The organism is Pseudomonas sp. P8_241 (genome assembly GCF_034008315.1).
In the GTDB taxonomy this organism is placed as follows: domain Bacteria; phylum Pseudomonadota; class Gammaproteobacteria; order Pseudomonadales; family Pseudomonadaceae; genus Aquipseudomonas.
Genome location: NZ_CP125377.1, coordinates 4,473,995 through 4,490,835, shown reverse-complemented (window position 1 = coordinate 4,490,835; position 16,841 = coordinate 4,473,995). Strand labels below are relative to the sequence as shown.

The following is a 16,841-nucleotide window of genomic DNA, read 5'->3' as shown; positions in this document are numbered from 1 at the left end:
TCGATTTCACTTATTAATCAGTAATTGTTTTTATCCACCTCAGCCCCGCTGACTGGTCAGTCGAACAGCAGCGGGTGCCATGAGCCTGTGCGTGCAACAACAGGACTCATCTGACCGGTATCCGCCGTAGGGACAGGGCGATATCGCAGTGCTCAACAATAAAAAAACAGGCGTTTTCTTCCAATTCTGCCGGCACACTCACACCCTGAGGTCAGAACCACAATGAACAAGCACATCGGCACCATCAAGCGTTGGCGCGTGCAGATCTTCGCGATCACCTGGCTCGCCTACGCCGCTTTCTACTTCACCCGCAAAGCTTTCTCGGTCGCCAAGTTGGGCATTGGCGAAGACCCGATGTTCATGCTCGACAAGATGACCATGGCCAACCTTGATGCCATTTACCTGGCCGCTTACGCTGTGGGCCAGTTCGGTTGGGGCATCCTGGCCGACCGTTTCGGTCCACGGGTCGTGGTGCTGGGCGGCTTTCTGATTTCCGCCGGTGCAGCTCTGGTGATGGGCAGTTTCGCGACATTACCGATCTTCGCCACCTGCATGCTGATACAAGGCCTGGCGCAGTCCACCGGGTGGTCGGGGTTGTGCAAGAACCTTGGCAGTTTCTTCCCCTCGGAGCAGCGCGGGCGGGTGTTGGGGCTGTGGAGCTCCTGCTACGCCTTTGGTGGTCTGGTGGCCTCGCCGTTTGCCGGCTGGTGGGCGTACACGTACATCGGCAGCTGGCATGCGGCGTTCATTTCCAGTGCGGTGGTGGTTGGGCTGGTCGCCGTGCTGTTTTTCATTTTTCAACGCAACAAACCGCAAGACGTTGGCTTGCCGGCAGTGGAGCCGGAACCCGAGCTGACGGCTGAACAAGCCGACGCGCAAAGCAAAATCAGCATGTGGGAGCCATTGAAGGAAATCCTGCGCAATCGCACGGTGCTGGTCCTGGGCCTGGCGTATTTCATGCTGAAACCGGCGCGCTATGCGATTCTGCTGTGGGGGCCGGTGATCGTCTTCGAGCAGATGCCTTCGGTCGGCAAGGTGGGCGCGGCGATCATACCGACCGCGTTTGAACTGGCCGGGTTGCTCGGGCCGATCCTGATTGGACTGGCCTCGGACAAACTGTTCGGCGCCCGGCGCATGCCGGCCTGTGTCATCAGCCTGCTGGCGCTGACCGTGTCCCTGGCGTTCTTTATGGGGGCCCTGCATACCGGCAGCGTGCTACTAGTGGTAGCGCTGTTGTTCGTCATGGGCTTGACCCTCTACGGGCCGGATTCGATGATCAGCGGTGCGGCGGCCATTGACTTCGGTACCGCCAAGGCCGGCGCCACGGCGGCGGGTTTCGTCAACGGCTGCGGTTCGGTCGGGGCGATTCTCGGCGGATTGTTGCCAGGCTATTTCGATACCGTAACCGTCTTCATCGTCTTCGCCGGCTGCGCAATGTTCTCCGCCCTGGTGCTGATCCCCCACTGGAACAGCCGTCCCGGTGGCCAGGGCACCCACTACGCCTACGTGCCCAACCGGGCAATGGCCATCAAACCCCTGCGAACCTGAATCCTGTCCCGCGCGGCCTGCTGCACTGGCGGCGGGTCTGCGTGTGGACGTCTGACTGGAGATTGACCCATGAGACCCTTTTGGCTGGACCAGGCCTTGAAGGCCGATGCATCCCAAACCTGCCCGCCACTGCAAGGCGATAGCCGTGCCGATGTCTGCATTGTCGGGGGCGGATACACCGGGTTGTGGACCGCCATCATGCTCAAGGAGCAGAACCCCGAACTGGACGTGGTGCTGATCGAGGCGGACATCTGCGGCGCTGGCGCCAGTGGTCGCAATGGCGGCTGTGCGCTGTCGTGGTCGGCGAAATACTTCACCCTTGAAAGACTGTTCGGCGTCGAGGAGGCGGTGCGGCTGGTCAAGGAATCCGAGCGCAGCATCCATGCCATTGGAGCATTCTGTGAGCAGTATGCGGTGGATGCCGATTACCGCCTTGATGGCACGCTCTATACCGCCACAAACCGTGCACAAGTGGGTTCGACTGACGCGGTCATCGCGGCGCTGGAACGCCACGGCATCAACTCGTTCACCCAGCGGCCGGTGGCTGACGTGCAGCGCATGGCCGGTTCCAGCAAGCACCTGGAAGGCTGGTTTTCCCCGGCAGCGGCCAGTGTGCAGCCGGGCAAGCTGGTACGCGGGTTGCGCCGGGTCGCCCTGCAACTGGGCGTGAGGATTCACGAAAACACCGCGATGACCGGCCTGGAAGAAGGCAAGCCAGCGGGGATTCAAACGCCGAACGGCACGATTCGCGCCGACCGGGTGGTGCTGGCCATGAATGCCTGGATGGCCCGCGCTTTTGCGCAGTTCGAGCGCAGCGTGGCGATCGTTTCCAGCGACATGCTGATCACCGAACCACGGCCGGATCTGCTCAACGAGATCGGCTTGACCAGCGGCGTCACGGTGCTCGATTCGCGGATTTTCGTGCACTACTACCACAACACTCCGGACGGCCGGATCATGCTCGGCAAGGGCGGCAACACCTTCGCCTATGGCGGGCGCATGCTGCCGGTGTTCGACCAGCCATCTCCTTATGCCGGCCTGTTGCAAAGCAGTCTCGCGGATTTCTTTCCCAGGTTTGCCGACGTGAAGGTCGAGGCCACCTGGAACGGCCCGTCGGATCGCTCGGTGACCGGCTTGCCGTTCTTCGGGCAGATGAGCGCCAGTGGCAACGTGTTCTATGGTTTCGGTTACTCCGGCAGCGGTGTCGGACCCTGTCATATGGGCGGGCAGATTATTGCTTCGATGGTCATGGGCCTGGACAACGCCTGGACCCGTTCGCCGTTGGTGAACGGACCGCTTGGCTTTTTTCCGCCGGAGCCGATTCGCTACCTGGGGTCTTTGATGGTGCGCAATGCCATCCGCCGCAAGGAACGGGCCGAAGACCATGGACACCGCCCTCGTCACCTGGATGTACGCCTGGCGAAGTTCGCGGCGGCGGCAGGCAAGGCCGACAAGGGCTGATGTCAGCGTTCGAAGTCCGAACGATTGACCAGCCAGTCGAGTAGCAGGCGACTATCCCCGGCAGGCCTGGGGGGGCGAGCGGGGGGAGGCGGTTCGGGTGTGACCATGACCGCGCAGACCACTGGGCGATCCGGATCGCTGGCGAGAAAGTTGACCATCACATCGCTGCCGGCCAGTGGCAGCCGGCTCAGGTTGATGGGGTCCTGCGCGCAGTTCATCGCCACCGGCAGCCAAAGCCCTGCAGCGTCATTTGTATCCGTTTCCGGGCTGGGCCAGATGTCTACCCGGATTCGACCTTGTTCATCCCTGTCTGCCGGTTGTCCTGACGGGCCACTCACTCGACCTGGCTGATATCCCGGGATACTTGGCCTGGGTTGCTTGAGTGCCGGTCGGAACGGAGTTGACCAAGGGATGACGGTAAACCGGTTGCGGTAATTCGTGACCTTGTCTGGCGTGCCTTCGGCAAGGCTCGATGTTTGTTGCCCTTGATGCCGTACCTCGGTGACCAGCCATTGATCATTGAAACGGGTCAAGGGGTGGTCTGATACCTGCACGATCCGGGCACAACGCAATGCAATCAGATTACTGTGCCCGTGTATTTGCAGCTGTCGGCAACGCAGGCCCTCCAACTGTCGACGACTGAGTTGATCGCGATACTGTTGCTCGTGGGCAGGATTGCGCAGCGGTGTCGAGGAGGGGGGCAGGGGTGGCCAATCATGGCGCTGGAACAGCTCACTGATTGCCGGCCCCTGGTGCTCACCGTACGTGTTGCTTTGGAACCTTCCCGCAAGTGGTTCCTGGGGGAAGCTCAGGCAATCATCGGCCAGAACCAGAACATGCCCTTGGCGCTGATGCTCGAAGTGATAGTGGATGCCCTCTTCCTCGCAGAGCCGTTGCAGCAGGTCCAGGTCTGTTTCTTCGTATTGAATGCAAAACGGTCGCACCGGGTAATGGCCGGTCGTCAATTCGAAGCGGTAGCTGTCGGCAGGCAATTCATGTTGCTCCAGCACCCGGCGCAGGATCATGGGCGTATTCATGTGCTGGAAAATGCACCGCCGGCGATGCTCGCCCAGTCTTTCAAGGCTTGGCACCAGCACCAGCTTGTAGACGACCCGCAATGCACAACGATATTCGAAACCGGCGCTACGCAGGACGCCATGGATGCCCTGACCCAGGCCTAGCTCGAGGTAGGCCGGCTGGTGCAAAAAGTGTTCGAGCTTGATGGCCGGTGCCAGGCCGATTACATCGATGTCGAAACGGTAAGGTTGGTTGAGCCCTTCATGACCGCTGAACTGCACCACCTGAAAGTGCAAATCATCGTCGAGCAGGGTCAGGGTGAATGGACTTTGCGTGTCGTTGTGCATCGAACTCGCTGCTGTCGTGGAATACGGACGAAGAGGGTACGAAACCGCAGCCCTTTGTTGTCACCGCAAATTGACTTTTCAGAATCGCCCTACAAACGCTGGTGAAGATGTCGATGCAAGGCGGATTTTTTGGTCGATTGCCGACTTTAGGCCGTATAAACTTGCGCAAAGCGTCGGCCAATAGATGTCTCGGCGCCATCGACAAGAGAGTGAGTAATGGGCGCACAGTGGAAGGTTAAACACAAAGAAGCGGCAGCCAATGCCAAGGGCAAGATCTTCGGCAAACTGGTGAAAGAAATCACCATCGCTGCACGCAACGGTGCCGATACCACCACCAACGCACACCTGCGTCTGGTGGTCGAACAGGCCAAGAAAGCTTCAATGCCCAAAGAAACACTGGATCGCGCCATCAAGAAAGGCGCGGGCCTGTTGGGCGAAACCGTGCAATACCATCGTGTGACCTATGAAGGATTCGCGCCGCATCAGGTGCCGTTGATCGTTGAGTGTGTGACCGACAACATCAACCGCACCGTGGCTGAAATTCGCGTGGCGTTCCGCAAGGGTCAGCTGGGTGCTTCCGGCTCGGTGGCGTGGGACTTCAACCACGTTGGCATGATCGAAGCCTCGCCGGACACCCCGGACGCGGATCCTGAAATGGCCGCCATTGAAGCCGGCGCCCAGGATTTCGAACCGGGTGAAGACGGTGCGACCCTGTTCCTGACCGAACCTACGGACCTGGACGCGGTACAGAAAGCCCTGCCGGAGCAAGGTTTCACCGTGCTCTCGGCCAAGCTGGGCTACCAGCCGAAAAACCCGGTCAGCGGCCTGAGCGATGAGCAGATGGCCGAAGTCGAAGCCTTCCTGGAAGGCCTCGATAACCACGATGATGTGCAGGACATGTTTGTCGGGTTGGCGGGTTAAGTCTTTGTGTCAGTGACGGTTCTGTTGTCTGGCAGACCGTCATCGTCGGATCGCCGCCAGAGCAGGCTCGCTCCCACAGGTTTTGTGTCATCCACAAAAATCCCTGTAGGAGCGAGCCTGCTCGCGATTGACCGCGAAGCGGTCAGGTGGCATTCAACGCCTGGATAATTTCATTGAATCCAGGTCGAGTCAGCACTTGCGGCTGACAACAACGCTCTAGCAAGTCTTCCAGAGCCTCTCGCTGCTCATCGCTCAACCCTGAGTCGATCCGCTCCAGCAATTCCCCCAGCAACACCCCGAACGCCCGTACCTCGATCCGCTGCAACGCCCGACTCTCAAGGCTGTCATCCGTGGCATGGAATGACGCTGCGCCAAAGTCTCCCAGCAAACAGTCGCCCTGTTCATTGCACAAAATGTTGTGCCCGTAGAGATCGCCGTGGGTGATGCCATGCCGGTGCAGGTGTTCGGCCACCGAAGCGATGCCGCAGGCGATACGTAGCGCTACTGCCGCGTTGAGGCGCAGGTCGTCGGCATACACATCACGGCTGCAGGACGCCAGGCTTGGCAGTCCGGCGAGGTTGCGGTAATTCGGTGTGATCAGTTGCATGACCAGCCCGGCCGCGTCTTGTGGATGACCGACGATGCGGCCTTCGACGCGGATCAGGTTCGGGTGCAGGCCAGCGGTGATGCAGGCATTCATCTCGTGCAAGGGTGAGCCGTCGCTGGTCATCTCGCCTTTGTAGAGTTTCACCGCAACCGGCACCGCCGGCTGATGGGCCGGTTGCCAAACGGCTTGGTGGATGACCCCGGACGCGCCTTCGCCCAATTGTTGCTCCAGGCGCAACGTCGACCAGTCAATGCGCGCGGTGGCGTCGAGGGCGGCGGTATCGGCCTCGGTTTCCAGCGGATTGCCGGCGTAAGCCAGCCACGTCAGCCTCGGTAGCGTCAGCAGCCATTGTGGCAACTCGGTCAGCTGATTGGCGGCGATGCGGATCAGTTCCAGTTGATGGCAATTGCTTAATGTCGGCGGCAACGCTTGCAAACGGTTTCCGGCGAGCATGAGTTTTTGCAGATGTGGGCGCTCACCCAATTCAACGGGCAGCGTCTCGATGCAATTGTCGGTGAGGATCAGCCAGCGCAGCAGCGGCGGCAACGCAGCGCCGGGGACATGAGCAATGCGGTTGGCCTTGAAGCCGATCATCGTCAGTTCGGCGCATTGGCCGAGGCAGGCCGGCAAATCGGTGAAGCGGTTATCGGAGCAGAACAGTATGCGTAAACGGGTCAGCCGATGCAGGTCTTGCGGCAGTGCGCTCAAGGCATTGCCGCTGAGGTTGAGCACTTCGAGCGAGTCCGCCAGATCGAAGATTTCCCGGGGGAACTCGCTCAGGCCTTCGGCCAGATCCAGCCGCGTAATGCCCGACAGTTGGCCGGCGCGCAATTGTGCAAGGGTGTGCATGAACGGGTTCACTATTGATCAAGGAGCAGGCACTGGGCCCGGAAATGGGGGACATGATAGCGGTTATGGTGTGTTGCCTGTCAGTCCGGTTCCCTGACTTGCGCCAATTGTCCCAATCGACTGCGAGTGCGCGCCAGGTCAATGGCATCACCGCCCAGGCTTTCTCGCAACGAGTGCTGGCCAAGCAAAACCAGGTGCTTGTCCTGGTCGTACAACACGTCAATCAGGTTGATGAAACGCTGTTGCGCGGCCATCGTGCATTCAACCAGTGGCGGCAGGTCATCGATGATCCAGCTGTCGAAGTGACGGCACAGTTCCAGGTAATCCATCACCGCCGTGGGGCGGTCGCACAGGTCGGCAAAGGTGAAGCCGATGCGCCGTCCTTCGCAGAACCGTGCCTGGAACTGCCGGGTGCCGACGGCCAATGACACGGGCGGCGCGTCGCGCTGAGGCAGGTTCAGCGACAACCGTTGCGCGACGCTGGCCGGCCAGACGTAGTGGCCCTGGGTGAACAGCTGTTGCGCGTGGGTGCGGGCCTGGCTACGGTAGTCGTGGGGGCCACCGACTTCCATGACTTGCATGCGGGCGTTGATCAGATCGATCACCGGTTTGAAGCGCGCGTGATACAGCGGGTTGGGCAACAGGCCCTCGGGCGGGTAATTGGAGGTGACCAGCAGCAGGATGCCGCGCTGGAACAGGGCCTTGAACAGCCGCGTGATGAGCATGGCATCGCCGATGTCGTGCACATGGAACTCATCGAAACACAGCACCCGACAATCGCTAAGCAATTCATCAAGGGTGGTCGCCAGTGCGTCAGGCTGCTCGCGATGGGTGAACATGCCGTGGTGCAGCCTGGCGAAAAAATCATGAAAGTGCAGGCGTTGTTTTTTCGTGAGGGGGACGGCCTGGAAAAAACCCTCGAGCAACCAGCTCTTGCCGCGTCCCACGGCGCCATGCAGGTAAAGGCCGGGAAGGGGTTTGGTCGAGGAGCACGGCAACGCTGTGGCGTACCGCGCCATGCAGTCGATCACGCGCTGTTGGCTGTGGCTGAGGGTGTAACCCTGGGAATGTGCCTTGTGGCGAAAGAAGTCGTGGATGGCTTGACCGCTGGCAGCGCAACCTGCCGCCGAAGCCTTGCCGAAAAGACGGCGCAACAAGGACCAGCGTGGTGTGAGTCGCGAACGCTTGGGTGGTCGAACGGCCACGTGATATCACCTTCATTGACTGGCGAGCTCCCCCGAGCTGCAGCGGTGTAGTGTAACCAGAGCGGCTTTGCGCTGCGATATGCTGATCCCTAGAATTGCACGGTCTGCCTGAGCATCTGCGCAGCAGGCGTATCCACCGGGCTGACCATTGCGTAGTTGTAGCCACCTCCAGACCAATACTCGGCCTGCAACCCGTTATCGCGACGACTGCCCCTTGGCAGCAGGAAGTTTTTCGGCCCCGGTGGCCGGACGTAGAAACTGATTTTTTGCCCGCCATGATTCTCATAAATCACCATCGCCGCCGGTCCTTGCTCGGTGCTGAGCAAGCGCCCGCTCGCCGGTTTGAAACCCGCACCCGAAAGGTCAGGCAGGCGATTGGCTTGATTGAAATAACGGTCGAGCCACTCTTGCATGTTGCCACCCTCAGCGGCTTTGTAGTCCGCGGGCAGGATGCCTTGCTGGGCAATCAGGCGGTAGGCCTGAAGGGCATCGGTCATCGGTAGCGGGGCCGCGGCAAGCGTCATCTCGCGTGCCTGCCAGCCGCTGAGTCCGCCGACGCTGACGGCGATCAACAACACCGCCGCGCTGGCCAGGTGACGACGGGACTGGTGTTTCAGGCGTTGGCGAATCGCGACCGGATCCAGGTCCGGGTTGGCCGGTTGTTGCAAGGCACCACCCAACGCTGCGCGCAGTGCCTGGGCATCGTGCTGCCAGGCGCGGACCTGCGCGGCTGCTTGCGGGTTGCTGGCGAGAAAAGTTTCCACCAGGTGTCGGTCGCTGTCGCTGAGCTGATGGTCGACAAAAGCATGAAGGTCACGTTCGTCAGGGGGCATGCTGATCATTTGAGTCTCCGCAGGGAAGGGCGGTTGATTTCGCCATCGCTGAGCTGGCGCAGGGCCTGGCGAGCCCGGGACAGGCGGGACATCACGGTGCCGATGGGGACGTCAAGAATCTCGGCGACCTCTTTGTAGCTCAGGCCTTCGACCGACACCCACAACAGCAACGCACGTTGTTCGGTGGGTAATTGGTCGAAGGCGCTGAGGGTCGATTGGGCAATGACCGTGCGCTCCACCGACGGCTGCGTATCGTCGCGTCCGGTAAAAAATTCGAGCATGCGCGCATACCTTCGAGAGCGTCGGTGCGCGTCGAGAAACTGCCGATAGAGAATTGAAAACAGCCAGGCGCGCAAATCACCATCGACACGTTTATCTCCCCAACTCGACAGCGCACGCTCGAGGCTGGCCTGGACCAGGTCGTCGGCGCTGCTCGGGTTGCGCGTCAACGACACAGCAAATCGCCGCAGTCGGGGAATGATTTCTCGCAGTTTTTCGTCGATATCGTTCATGAAGTTCTGGCTAGTCACTACGCTCTGGACTAGGAAGACGCCCGATACGGGAGGTTATTCCACGCTTGGAAAAATAAACACCGCACGTGGGAATAAACCGGTGTGCGGTTCGTCTGCTTGATTCTTCTCACTTGCGGCCGATGGCCCTGGAGTTTTTCATGGTAGATCGATCATCACCGCCAACGGGGCCGGATCGGCCACCGCTGAGTGCCGCGAGCCTGACACTGCGACTGACGGGCATCGCGGTCGTCGTCGCGGCGCTGGCCGGGGCGTTTGCCTACGTCAATGGCACCTTGGACCCAGAGCGTCTGACGCCAAAAAAACTGATCAATGTGCTGGAAACCAACAACGGAGTGCACCCCGGTTTTCGTCGCAATCATTCCAAAGGCGTGTGCGTGATCGGCCACTTCGAGAGCAGCGGCGAAGCTCGGAGTTACTCCACCGCCCAGGTGTTCAATGAGGCACGGACGCCGGTGGTGGGGCGTTTTGCGTTGCCTGCGGGCAATCCTTACGCGCCGGACAACGCCGTGCCGATCCGCAGCCTGGCGCTGCGTTTCAACCAGGCCAACGGTCAGCAATGGCGTACCGGGATGAACAGCATGCCGGTCTTCCCGGTGGGCACGCCTGAGGCGTTTTATCAGTTTCAAAAAGCCCAGTCACCCGATCCGGCCACCGGTAAACCGGACCCTAAAGCGGTGCCGGCGTTCTTTGGCTCGCACCCCGAATCCGCGCCGTTCCTGGCGTGGGTCAAGACGGCCAAACCTTCGGCCAGTTACGTCACCGAAACCTATAACAGCGTCAACGCGTTTTACCTGGTCAACGCCACCGGACAGCGCCAGGCCGTGCGCTGGAGCATGGTGCCCGTCGCGCAGGATGCGCCGGGCGCGACCGCACCGGAGGGCGGCGATTTCCTGGAAAAAGACCTGGTGCAGCGCATCGCCGCAGGTCCGTTGCGTTGGCAGTTGAACATCACGCTTGCCGACCCAGGCGATCCTGTCGACGACGCCAGCAAGGCCTGGCCAACTGGGCGCAAGGTATTGAACGCGGGTACTTTGGTGCTTGAAAGCACCCAGGCGCAACTGAAGGGTGAGTGCCGTGACATCAACTACGACCCGCTGGTATTGCCTGCCGGTATCGAAGGTTCCGACGACCCATTGCTCGCCGCTCGTTCCGCCGGATACGCCAATTCCTACCTGCGTCGCACCAGCGAAGTCAGCCAATTGCCCGCCGCCAAACAGGAGGCCCAGCAATGAGCACTCAACCCAAACACTTCGCACCGTTGGCGCGCCTGCTGCACTGGCTGATGGCACTGATGATCATTGCCATGCTGTTTATCGGCGCGGGCATGGTTGCCTCGGTGTCCGAACGGCATGAATGGCTGATTCATCTGCACAAACCCTTGGGCATCGCCATTTTGCTACTGGTGATTGTGCGGCTGGTGGTGCGTTTCTCCACCACACAGCCACCGTTGCCCGTGGACCTGCCGGGTTGGCAGGTATTGGCGGCCAAGGGATCGCATGTGTTGCTGTATGCACTGATGCTGATTTTGCCAATTCTGGGTTGGGCGATGATCTCGGCTTCAGGTGAGCCTGTGATGCTCGGCACTTCGCTACAGTTACCGTCCATTGTTCCGGCGAATGCGCAGGTGTTCGCATTTTTGCGTAAGGCTCACGGGTATCTGGCGTATCTGCTGTTCTTGACGGTGTTGCTGCATCTTGCGGCGGCGTTGTTTCACGGCTGGGTGCGTCGCGATGATGTACTGGACAGCATGTTGCGGGGTAGGGATCGCGGGTAGTTGTCACGAAAAAAAGATCGCAGCCTGCGGCAATTCCTACGGATCGATGCGTTTTTCGTAGGAGTTGCCGCAGGCTGCGATCTTGTGACGCTCAGGGTAATCAGCGCAGGGAGTCGACCATCTGCGCCACAGTCGTCAACACATCCTTGCCCAATTGCTTCGAACGCTTGCCCGACCACCCGGTCAGTGGATTCGGCGCATCGTTGTTGTCCTTGAACGGCATTTCCAGGGTCAGCGACAGGCAGTCGTACTTCTGACCAACGCTGTTGCAGGCCAGGGTCATATTGGCTTGGCCCGGCTTGTCGAGGACGTAGCCATGAGTGGTCTGGAAGTCCTTGGTCAGGTGCTTCAGATGACTGCGAAAGTGTTCTTCGAGTTTGGCGATGCGTGGCGTGTAACCCGGGTTGCCTTCGCAACCGGCGGTGAACACGTAAGGGATTTCTTCGTCGCCATGGATGTCGAGAAACAGATCGACGCCGTACTGTTCCATCTGCTGCTGTACGAAAAAGACCTCCGGGCTGATTTCCTGGCTGGCGTTTTGCCAGGCGCGGTTCAGGTCCTGGCCCATGGCGTTGGTACGCAGGTGACCGTGGAAGGCACCGTCCGGGTTCATGTTCGGCACCAGATACAGGTCGGCGCTGGCCAGCAGTTTGTTCATTACCGGGTCATCGTGCTTTTCAAGGCGCTCAATCACCCCTTCCATGAACCACTCGGCCATGTGTTCGCCCGGATGCTGCTGGGCGATGATCCATACCTTACGCCGGCCTTCAGCACCGGTGCCTTTGCGCAGTAACTGGATATCACGCCCTTCGACGCTCTTGCCGGTCGCCAGCAGTTCGGTGCCGGCCTTGCTCAGCGCTTGCTCGATCAGCCAGTCGTGGCGGCCACGGCTGTAGGGCTCGAAGTAGGCAAACCAGGCGTGGGTAGCAGTGGCTTCGAGGCTGAAACGCAGGCAGTCGCCTTCGAAAATGGTGGGCACACGGAACCAGTTGACGTGGTCGTAGGAGGCTACGGCTTGATAACCATCCCAGGCTTTGTTGTATGAGGATTTGCTGGCGTTGCTCAGGCGAAACCAGTGTTCCTGGCCGACATGCAGGCCGCTGGCCTTGAAGTGAAACCACTGGAAATGCGGGCTGCGTGTATCAGGCTTGATGGCCAGCAACGCTTGCAATGGGTTGCTGATATCCAGCACTTCAATATTGCCGCTGTCGAAGTTGGCACTGATATCGAAAGAGGATTTAGCCACGGTCATAGTCGTTTCCTGAATATGATTTTATGGCGGCTACTTTACACGCAAGGCTGGGGTGAAACCGAGTGAAATTGCGGGGTGCAAGGGGGGCGTCCTCCTTGACGCGGACGCAGCTTAGAGGCTGTGCGATTGATTCTCAAGTGCTATTTCTATTTTAGTTTGGGTCAATAATGACTGGCTTCTCTTGCCAACAGATATTCTTTTGATATTATCCGCGCCATCGAATTGGCAGCACCCAAAAGACTTCATTAGCCTGAAGCCAAAGCCAGAAAAACTGGCAAAAAAAGACCCGGCAAAAAGCCGGGTCAAAAACCGTGATTAGCCTGATGAGGAGATAGTCCAGGAGACCGACCTAAGGTCACCTGGTCCATCACTGATCTCGCGACCAGTTGATGCAATAATAATCATTCTCGTTTGCAAGTCAAACTTTTTTATCTGCACGATTGGAAAATTCTTTCCCGTCCTTTTTTTACGTTTCAAATTCAGCCCTTCTGATGCCCTTCCAGCGATCGGTCAACCATCGCCTTGGCCATGTCGATCATGTGTACCGTCGAGAACGCCAGGTCCCGATTGGCTCCGAACAGGTGACTGGCCGACTCGAACGCTGTCGCCGCAGCGCACCGCAACAGGTCCGAGGCGTGAAGCAATGCCTCCTCACAGCTGACGCTGCGGTTCACATCAAAAAAACGCGGTTCGCTTACATCCTCTGACACAGCTGGTTTCAAGTAGTAGTCCAACGCACGCTGGGCCGCTGCCGAGCCTTGGGGCGAGGTGAGGGAGGTGTCTATCTGGATGTCGGGCAAGTCGTTGGCGTGTTCGTTCATGACGATGGCAAAGCTCCGTGATTGATTCAGATCCGAGAACTCATCCTAGTACGGTTTGTATTTGTGACGACAAATTAAATACTACAATGTGTGTTTTGATGGCTGGAGTCGTCCACGTATCGTGCCGCACATGGATAAATGGATTGAATTGGTCAAAGCCAAGATGAGTGAACTCAAAATCACTCAGGAAATACTCGCCGAACGTCTCGGGATGTCCCAGGGGGGCATAGGTCACTGGCTCAACAAGCGTCGCGAGCCGGGCATCGATGACATGAACCGGGTGTTGCACGCGCTCGGCCTGGGGTTTCTCGAAGTGGCCCTGGTCATCAGAGAGCCGCAGGCGTCACAGGGCGACGAACTTTCGCTGACGCAAAAGTACAACCCGTACTTCCGTTACCCGGTCAGTGACTGGCGCGAACCTGTGGAGGTACGTGATGGTGAGCGGACCGTGTATGGCAAAGAGCAGTTCGAACTGACTGACTACCACGCCCAGGGCGCAGCCTTCTGGTTGAAGGTGGCAGGTGATGCGATGACCGCTCCCAGTGGCGTCAGCATCCCGGAAGGCATGTTGATCCTGGTGGACCCGGATATCCATGCCGCTCCCGGCAAACTGGTGATTGCCCAGTGGCCCGACAGTAGCGAAGCGACCTTCCGCAAGCTGATCGAAGAGGGCGGGCAGCGTTACCTGGTCCCGCTCAATCCGACGTATCCGAAAGCCTTGTACTCAGAGGAATGCAGAATCCTCGGCGTAGTCGTTCAGGCAACGATCAAGTTCTAGTCAGATCGGTCCCGGTCAAGCGAAGGACCGATCTTCATTTCAGGCTTCTTCCAGTTCAACCAACGCACTGCCTTCGCTGACCATCTCGCCTTCCTGGCAATACAGTGCCTTGATCACACCGGCATGGGGTGCGCGAATACTGTGTTCCATCTTCATCGCTTCCAGCACCACCAATTGCGCCCCGGCTTCCACCGATTGGCCGGCCTCTACCAGCACGCGGACGATGCTGCCGTTCATGGGGGCGGTCAGGCCACCCTGATGGCTGTGACTGGCTTCGACGGCGCTGATCGGGTCGTAGGTCTCGATGCGGCGCAGTTCACCTTCCCATTGCAAATACACGCAGTCGCCACGGCGAATGGTTCGGTGCTGGCGACGTACCCCGTTATGTTCGGTCAGCAATTGCTCACCGTTGAGTTGTGCGGTCTCGGAGCAGACATTACCCAGGGTCAGCGCACGATCCTGGTCCTCGCAACTCAGGTGCAAGGTGATTTCACGAGGCAGACCGAACCGCAAACCATTGGCGTTCGACCAAGGTGAACTCGGGTCATCGGCGCGGTTCGCACTTGGCTGGCTTTGGGCAAAAGCCTGGGCGGCGGCTTGCCAGAATTCGTCGTCAAGTTGCGCAGGCGCGGGCAGCAGTTGTTCCTGGTAGCGCGTAATGAAACCGGTATCCAGTTCAGCGGCGGCAAACGCAGGATGCGCAACGATGCGGCGCAGGAAGTTGATGTTGGTCTTCAATCCGCCGATGGCGAACTCATCCAGCATGCTCAGCAGGCGCAAACGGGCTTGCTCGCGGTCCTCGCCCCAGGCAATCAGCTTGCCCAGCATCGGGTCGTAGAACGGCGAAATTTCGTCACCTTCTTCAACGCCGCTGTCCACCCGGCGACCCGCACCCGGCGCCGATTCGCGGTACAACGCCAGGCGACCGGTGGCCGGCAGAAAGTCATTGCCTGGATCCTCGGCATACAGCCGTACTTCAATCGCATGGCCGATCAATGGAACCTGATCCTGGGTCATCGGCAATGCTTCGCCACGGGCCACGCGAATCTGCCAGGCCACCAGGTCTAGACCGGTGATGGCTTCGGTGACCGGGTGTTCTACTTGCAGGCGTGTGTTCATCTCCATAAAGAAGAACTCGCCGCGCGCGTCCAGCAAGAACTCCACGGTACCGGCGCCGACATAACCGATGGCCTGCGCTGAACGCACGGCAGCTTCGCCCATGGCTCGACGTAGCTCTGGGCTCAAACCCGGCGCCGGGGCTTCTTCGACGACTTTCTGGTGGCGGCGCTGAATCGAGCAGTCACGCTCGTTGAGGTACAGGCAGTTGCCGTGCTGATCAGCGAACACCTGGATTTCCACGTGGCGCGGTTTGAGCAGGTACTTTTCCACCAGCATCCGTGAGTCGCCGAATGACGATTGCGCTTCGCGCTGGGCCGAGGCCAGGGCTTCGGCCAATTGGCTGACGTCTTCGACCACTTTCATGCCTTTGCCGCCGCCACCGGCCGTGGCCTTGAGCAGCACCGGGTAGCCAATGCGTTCGCAGGCATCGCGGAAGGTGTCGAGGTCCTGGGCTTCACCGTGATAGCCCGGCACCAATGGTACGCCGGCGGTTTCCATCAAGGCTTTGGCGGCGGACTTGCTGCCCATCGCATCGATGGCCGAAGCGGGTGGGCCGAGGAAAATCAGGCCGGCGTTTTCGATAGCGCGGGCGAACCCGGCGTTTTCCGACAAAAATCCGTAACCGGGGTGAATCGCCTGGGCGCCGCTGGCCTTGGCCGCTGCAATCAGTTTGTCGATTTGCAGATAACTGTCGGCCGCTTTGCTGCCACCGAGGTCGACGCGGATATCGGCTTCGCGACTATGACGGGCGTCTCGATCGGTGGCGCTGTGCACGGCGACAGTGGTCAGGCCCAGGGCCTTGGCGGTGCGCATCACCCGGCAAGCGATTTCGCCGCGGTTGGCCACCAACAGGGTAGTGAGAACAGGTGTGCTCATCAGCGGGGCTCCTTGGTGGATTCGGCTTGCCAGGTCGGCGGACGTTTTTGCAGGAAGGCACGCAGGCCTTCCTGGCCTTCGGGACTCACGCGGATGCGGGCGATGGCGTTTTCGGTGTAGCGGCGCAATGCCGGGGTCAATGAGCCGTCACCGACTTCGCGCAACAGGTCCTTGCTGGCGCGCATCGCGGCCGGACTGTTGAGCAGCAGGTTGTCGATCCACTGCCCGACTTTCTGTTCCAGTTCGGCACTTGCATAACTCTCCGACAACAAACCGATTTCCCGAGCCCGTTGCCCGCCGAAGCGCTCAGCGGTCAAGGCATAGCGTCGGGTCGCTCGCTCGCCGATGGCTTGCACCACGAACGGGCTGATCACCGCCGGCGCCAGGCCGATGCGCACTTCCGACAGGCAGAACTGCGCGTCATCGGTGCCGATGGCCATGTCGCAGCAACTGATCAGACCCAGCGCGCCACCAAAGGCTGCGCCTTGCACCACGGCCAGGGTCGGTACTTTCAGCTTGGCCAGGTTGTACATCAACTCCGCCAACTCTCGCGCGTCGTCGAGGTTGGTGGCGTAATCGAGTTCGGCCGATTGTTGCATCCAGGCCAGGTCGGCGCCGGCGCTGAAGTGCTTGCCGCGACCGCGCACGATCAGGAATCGCAGGCTGGCATCGCTCGCCACTTTGTCGAGGGCAAGGATCAGCTCGCGGATCATTTCGGCGTTGAAGGCGTTGTTCTTTTCTTCACGGCTGAGCCACAGCGTGGCAAAACCACGGGGGTCGTTCAGCAGTTCGAGGGTGTTGAAGTCGCTCATATTCGTCCGTCTCCACAACTTTGTCCTGTAGGAGCGAACATGCTCCGGGCGGCGTTCCGACGATAGTCCTGGAGACGCCGCTGGGTGT

At 59.8% G+C, this 16,841-nt stretch carries 15 protein-coding genes; 6 read left to right on the top strand and 9 right to left on the bottom strand.

All coding sequences use genetic code 11. From position 1 onward, the window contains the following. Positions 1-222 precede the first annotated feature (222 nt). On the top strand, positions 223-1,548 hold the full coding sequence (locus QMK58_RS20200) for an MFS transporter (protein WP_320395315.1): 1,326 nt from the start codon (positions 223-225) through the stop codon (positions 1,546-1,548). A 69-nt stretch (positions 1,549-1,617) separates the two neighbouring features. Continuing rightward, positions 1,618-3,009 carry an FAD-dependent oxidoreductase gene (locus tag QMK58_RS20195; protein ID WP_053161497.1) on the top strand — a complete coding sequence of 464 codons (1,392 nt, stop codon included), beginning with the start codon at positions 1,618-1,620 and terminating at the stop codon, positions 3,007-3,009. Between the two features lie 2 nt (positions 3,010-3,011). Here QMK58_RS20195 and QMK58_RS20190 read toward each other — a convergent pair whose 3' ends face one another. Next, a complete protein-coding gene (locus tag QMK58_RS20190) occupies positions 3,012-4,373 on the bottom strand; it encodes a type VI secretion system Vgr family protein (RefSeq protein ID WP_053161496.1) in 1,362 nt (453 codons plus the stop codon). A gap of 216 nt (positions 4,374-4,589) precedes the next feature. On the opposite strand from QMK58_RS20190, the gene QMK58_RS20185 reads away from it, so the two are divergent. Then, a complete protein-coding gene (locus tag QMK58_RS20185; RefSeq protein ID WP_053161495.1) occupies positions 4,590-5,294 on the top strand; it encodes a YebC/PmpR family DNA-binding transcriptional regulator in 705 nt (234 codons plus the stop codon). Positions 5,295-5,436: 142 nt separating this feature from the next. Here the strand turns inward: QMK58_RS20185 and QMK58_RS20180 are convergent, their stop codons facing one another. From QMK58_RS20180 to QMK58_RS20165, 4 genes are all read right to left on the bottom strand, one after another. Next, positions 5,437-6,750, bottom strand: coding sequence for a leucine-rich repeat-containing protein kinase family protein (locus QMK58_RS20180; RefSeq protein ID WP_320395314.1), 1,314 nt, complete (start codon positions 6,748-6,750; stop codon positions 5,437-5,439). Positions 6,751-6,830: 80 nt separating this feature from the next. After that, a complete protein-coding gene (gene zapE / locus QMK58_RS20175) occupies positions 6,831-7,955 on the bottom strand; it encodes a cell division protein ZapE (protein WP_053161493.1) in 1,125 nt (374 codons plus the stop codon). Between the two features lie 89 nt (positions 7,956-8,044). Continuing rightward, positions 8,045-8,797 carry an anti-sigma factor gene (locus QMK58_RS20170; protein ID WP_320395313.1) on the bottom strand — a complete coding sequence of 251 codons (753 nt, stop codon included), beginning with the start codon at positions 8,795-8,797 and terminating at the stop codon, positions 8,045-8,047. Continuing rightward, entirely contained in the window at positions 8,794-9,300 is a 507-nt protein-coding gene (locus tag QMK58_RS20165) for a sigma-70 family RNA polymerase sigma factor (RefSeq protein ID WP_053161491.1), read from the bottom strand. Before QMK58_RS20165 ends, QMK58_RS20170 begins: the two co-directional genes overlap by 4 nt. A 158-nt stretch (positions 9,301-9,458) precedes the next feature. Between QMK58_RS20165 and QMK58_RS20160 the strand changes: the two genes are divergently transcribed. Together QMK58_RS20160 and QMK58_RS20155 are read left to right on the top strand one after the other, a co-directional pair. Further along, positions 9,459-10,553, top strand: coding sequence for a catalase family peroxidase (locus QMK58_RS20160; protein ID WP_053161490.1), 1,095 nt, complete (start codon positions 9,459-9,461; stop codon positions 10,551-10,553). Then, positions 10,550-11,095: a cytochrome b gene (locus QMK58_RS20155; RefSeq protein ID WP_053161489.1), complete on the top strand. Its 546-nt coding sequence runs from the start codon at positions 10,550-10,552 to the stop codon at positions 11,093-11,095. The genes QMK58_RS20160 and QMK58_RS20155 overlap by 4 nt, the downstream gene beginning before the upstream one ends. A gap of 100 nt (positions 11,096-11,195) precedes the next feature. Here QMK58_RS20155 and QMK58_RS20150 read toward each other — a convergent pair whose 3' ends face one another. Continuing rightward, complete coding sequence (locus QMK58_RS20150; protein ID WP_053161488.1) at positions 11,196-12,347, bottom strand: M14-type cytosolic carboxypeptidase; 1,152 nt, start codon at positions 12,345-12,347, stop codon at positions 11,196-11,198. A gap of 479 nt (positions 12,348-12,826) precedes the next feature. Next, positions 12,827-13,168 carry a DUF6124 family protein gene (locus QMK58_RS20145; RefSeq protein WP_053161487.1) on the bottom strand — a complete coding sequence of 114 codons (342 nt, stop codon included), beginning with the start codon at positions 13,166-13,168 and terminating at the stop codon, positions 12,827-12,829. Between the two features lie 130 nt (positions 13,169-13,298). Here QMK58_RS20145 and QMK58_RS20140 point away from each other — a divergent pair, with 130 nt between their 5' ends. Further along, a complete protein-coding gene (locus QMK58_RS20140; RefSeq protein WP_053161486.1) occupies positions 13,299-13,946 on the top strand; it encodes a LexA family protein in 648 nt (215 codons plus the stop codon). A gap of 39 nt (positions 13,947-13,985) precedes the next feature. Here QMK58_RS20140 and QMK58_RS20135 read toward each other — a convergent pair whose 3' ends face one another. Then, a complete protein-coding gene (locus tag QMK58_RS20135; protein ID WP_053161485.1) occupies positions 13,986-15,941 on the bottom strand; it encodes an acetyl/propionyl/methylcrotonyl-CoA carboxylase subunit alpha in 1,956 nt (651 codons plus the stop codon). Then, positions 15,941-16,753 (bottom strand): gamma-carboxygeranoyl-CoA hydratase, encoded by an 813-nt coding sequence (locus QMK58_RS20130; protein ID WP_053161484.1) that lies wholly within the window; start codon positions 16,751-16,753, stop codon positions 15,941-15,943. Before QMK58_RS20130 ends, QMK58_RS20135 begins: the two co-directional genes overlap by 1 nt. Positions 16,754-16,841: the final 88 nt, after the last annotated feature.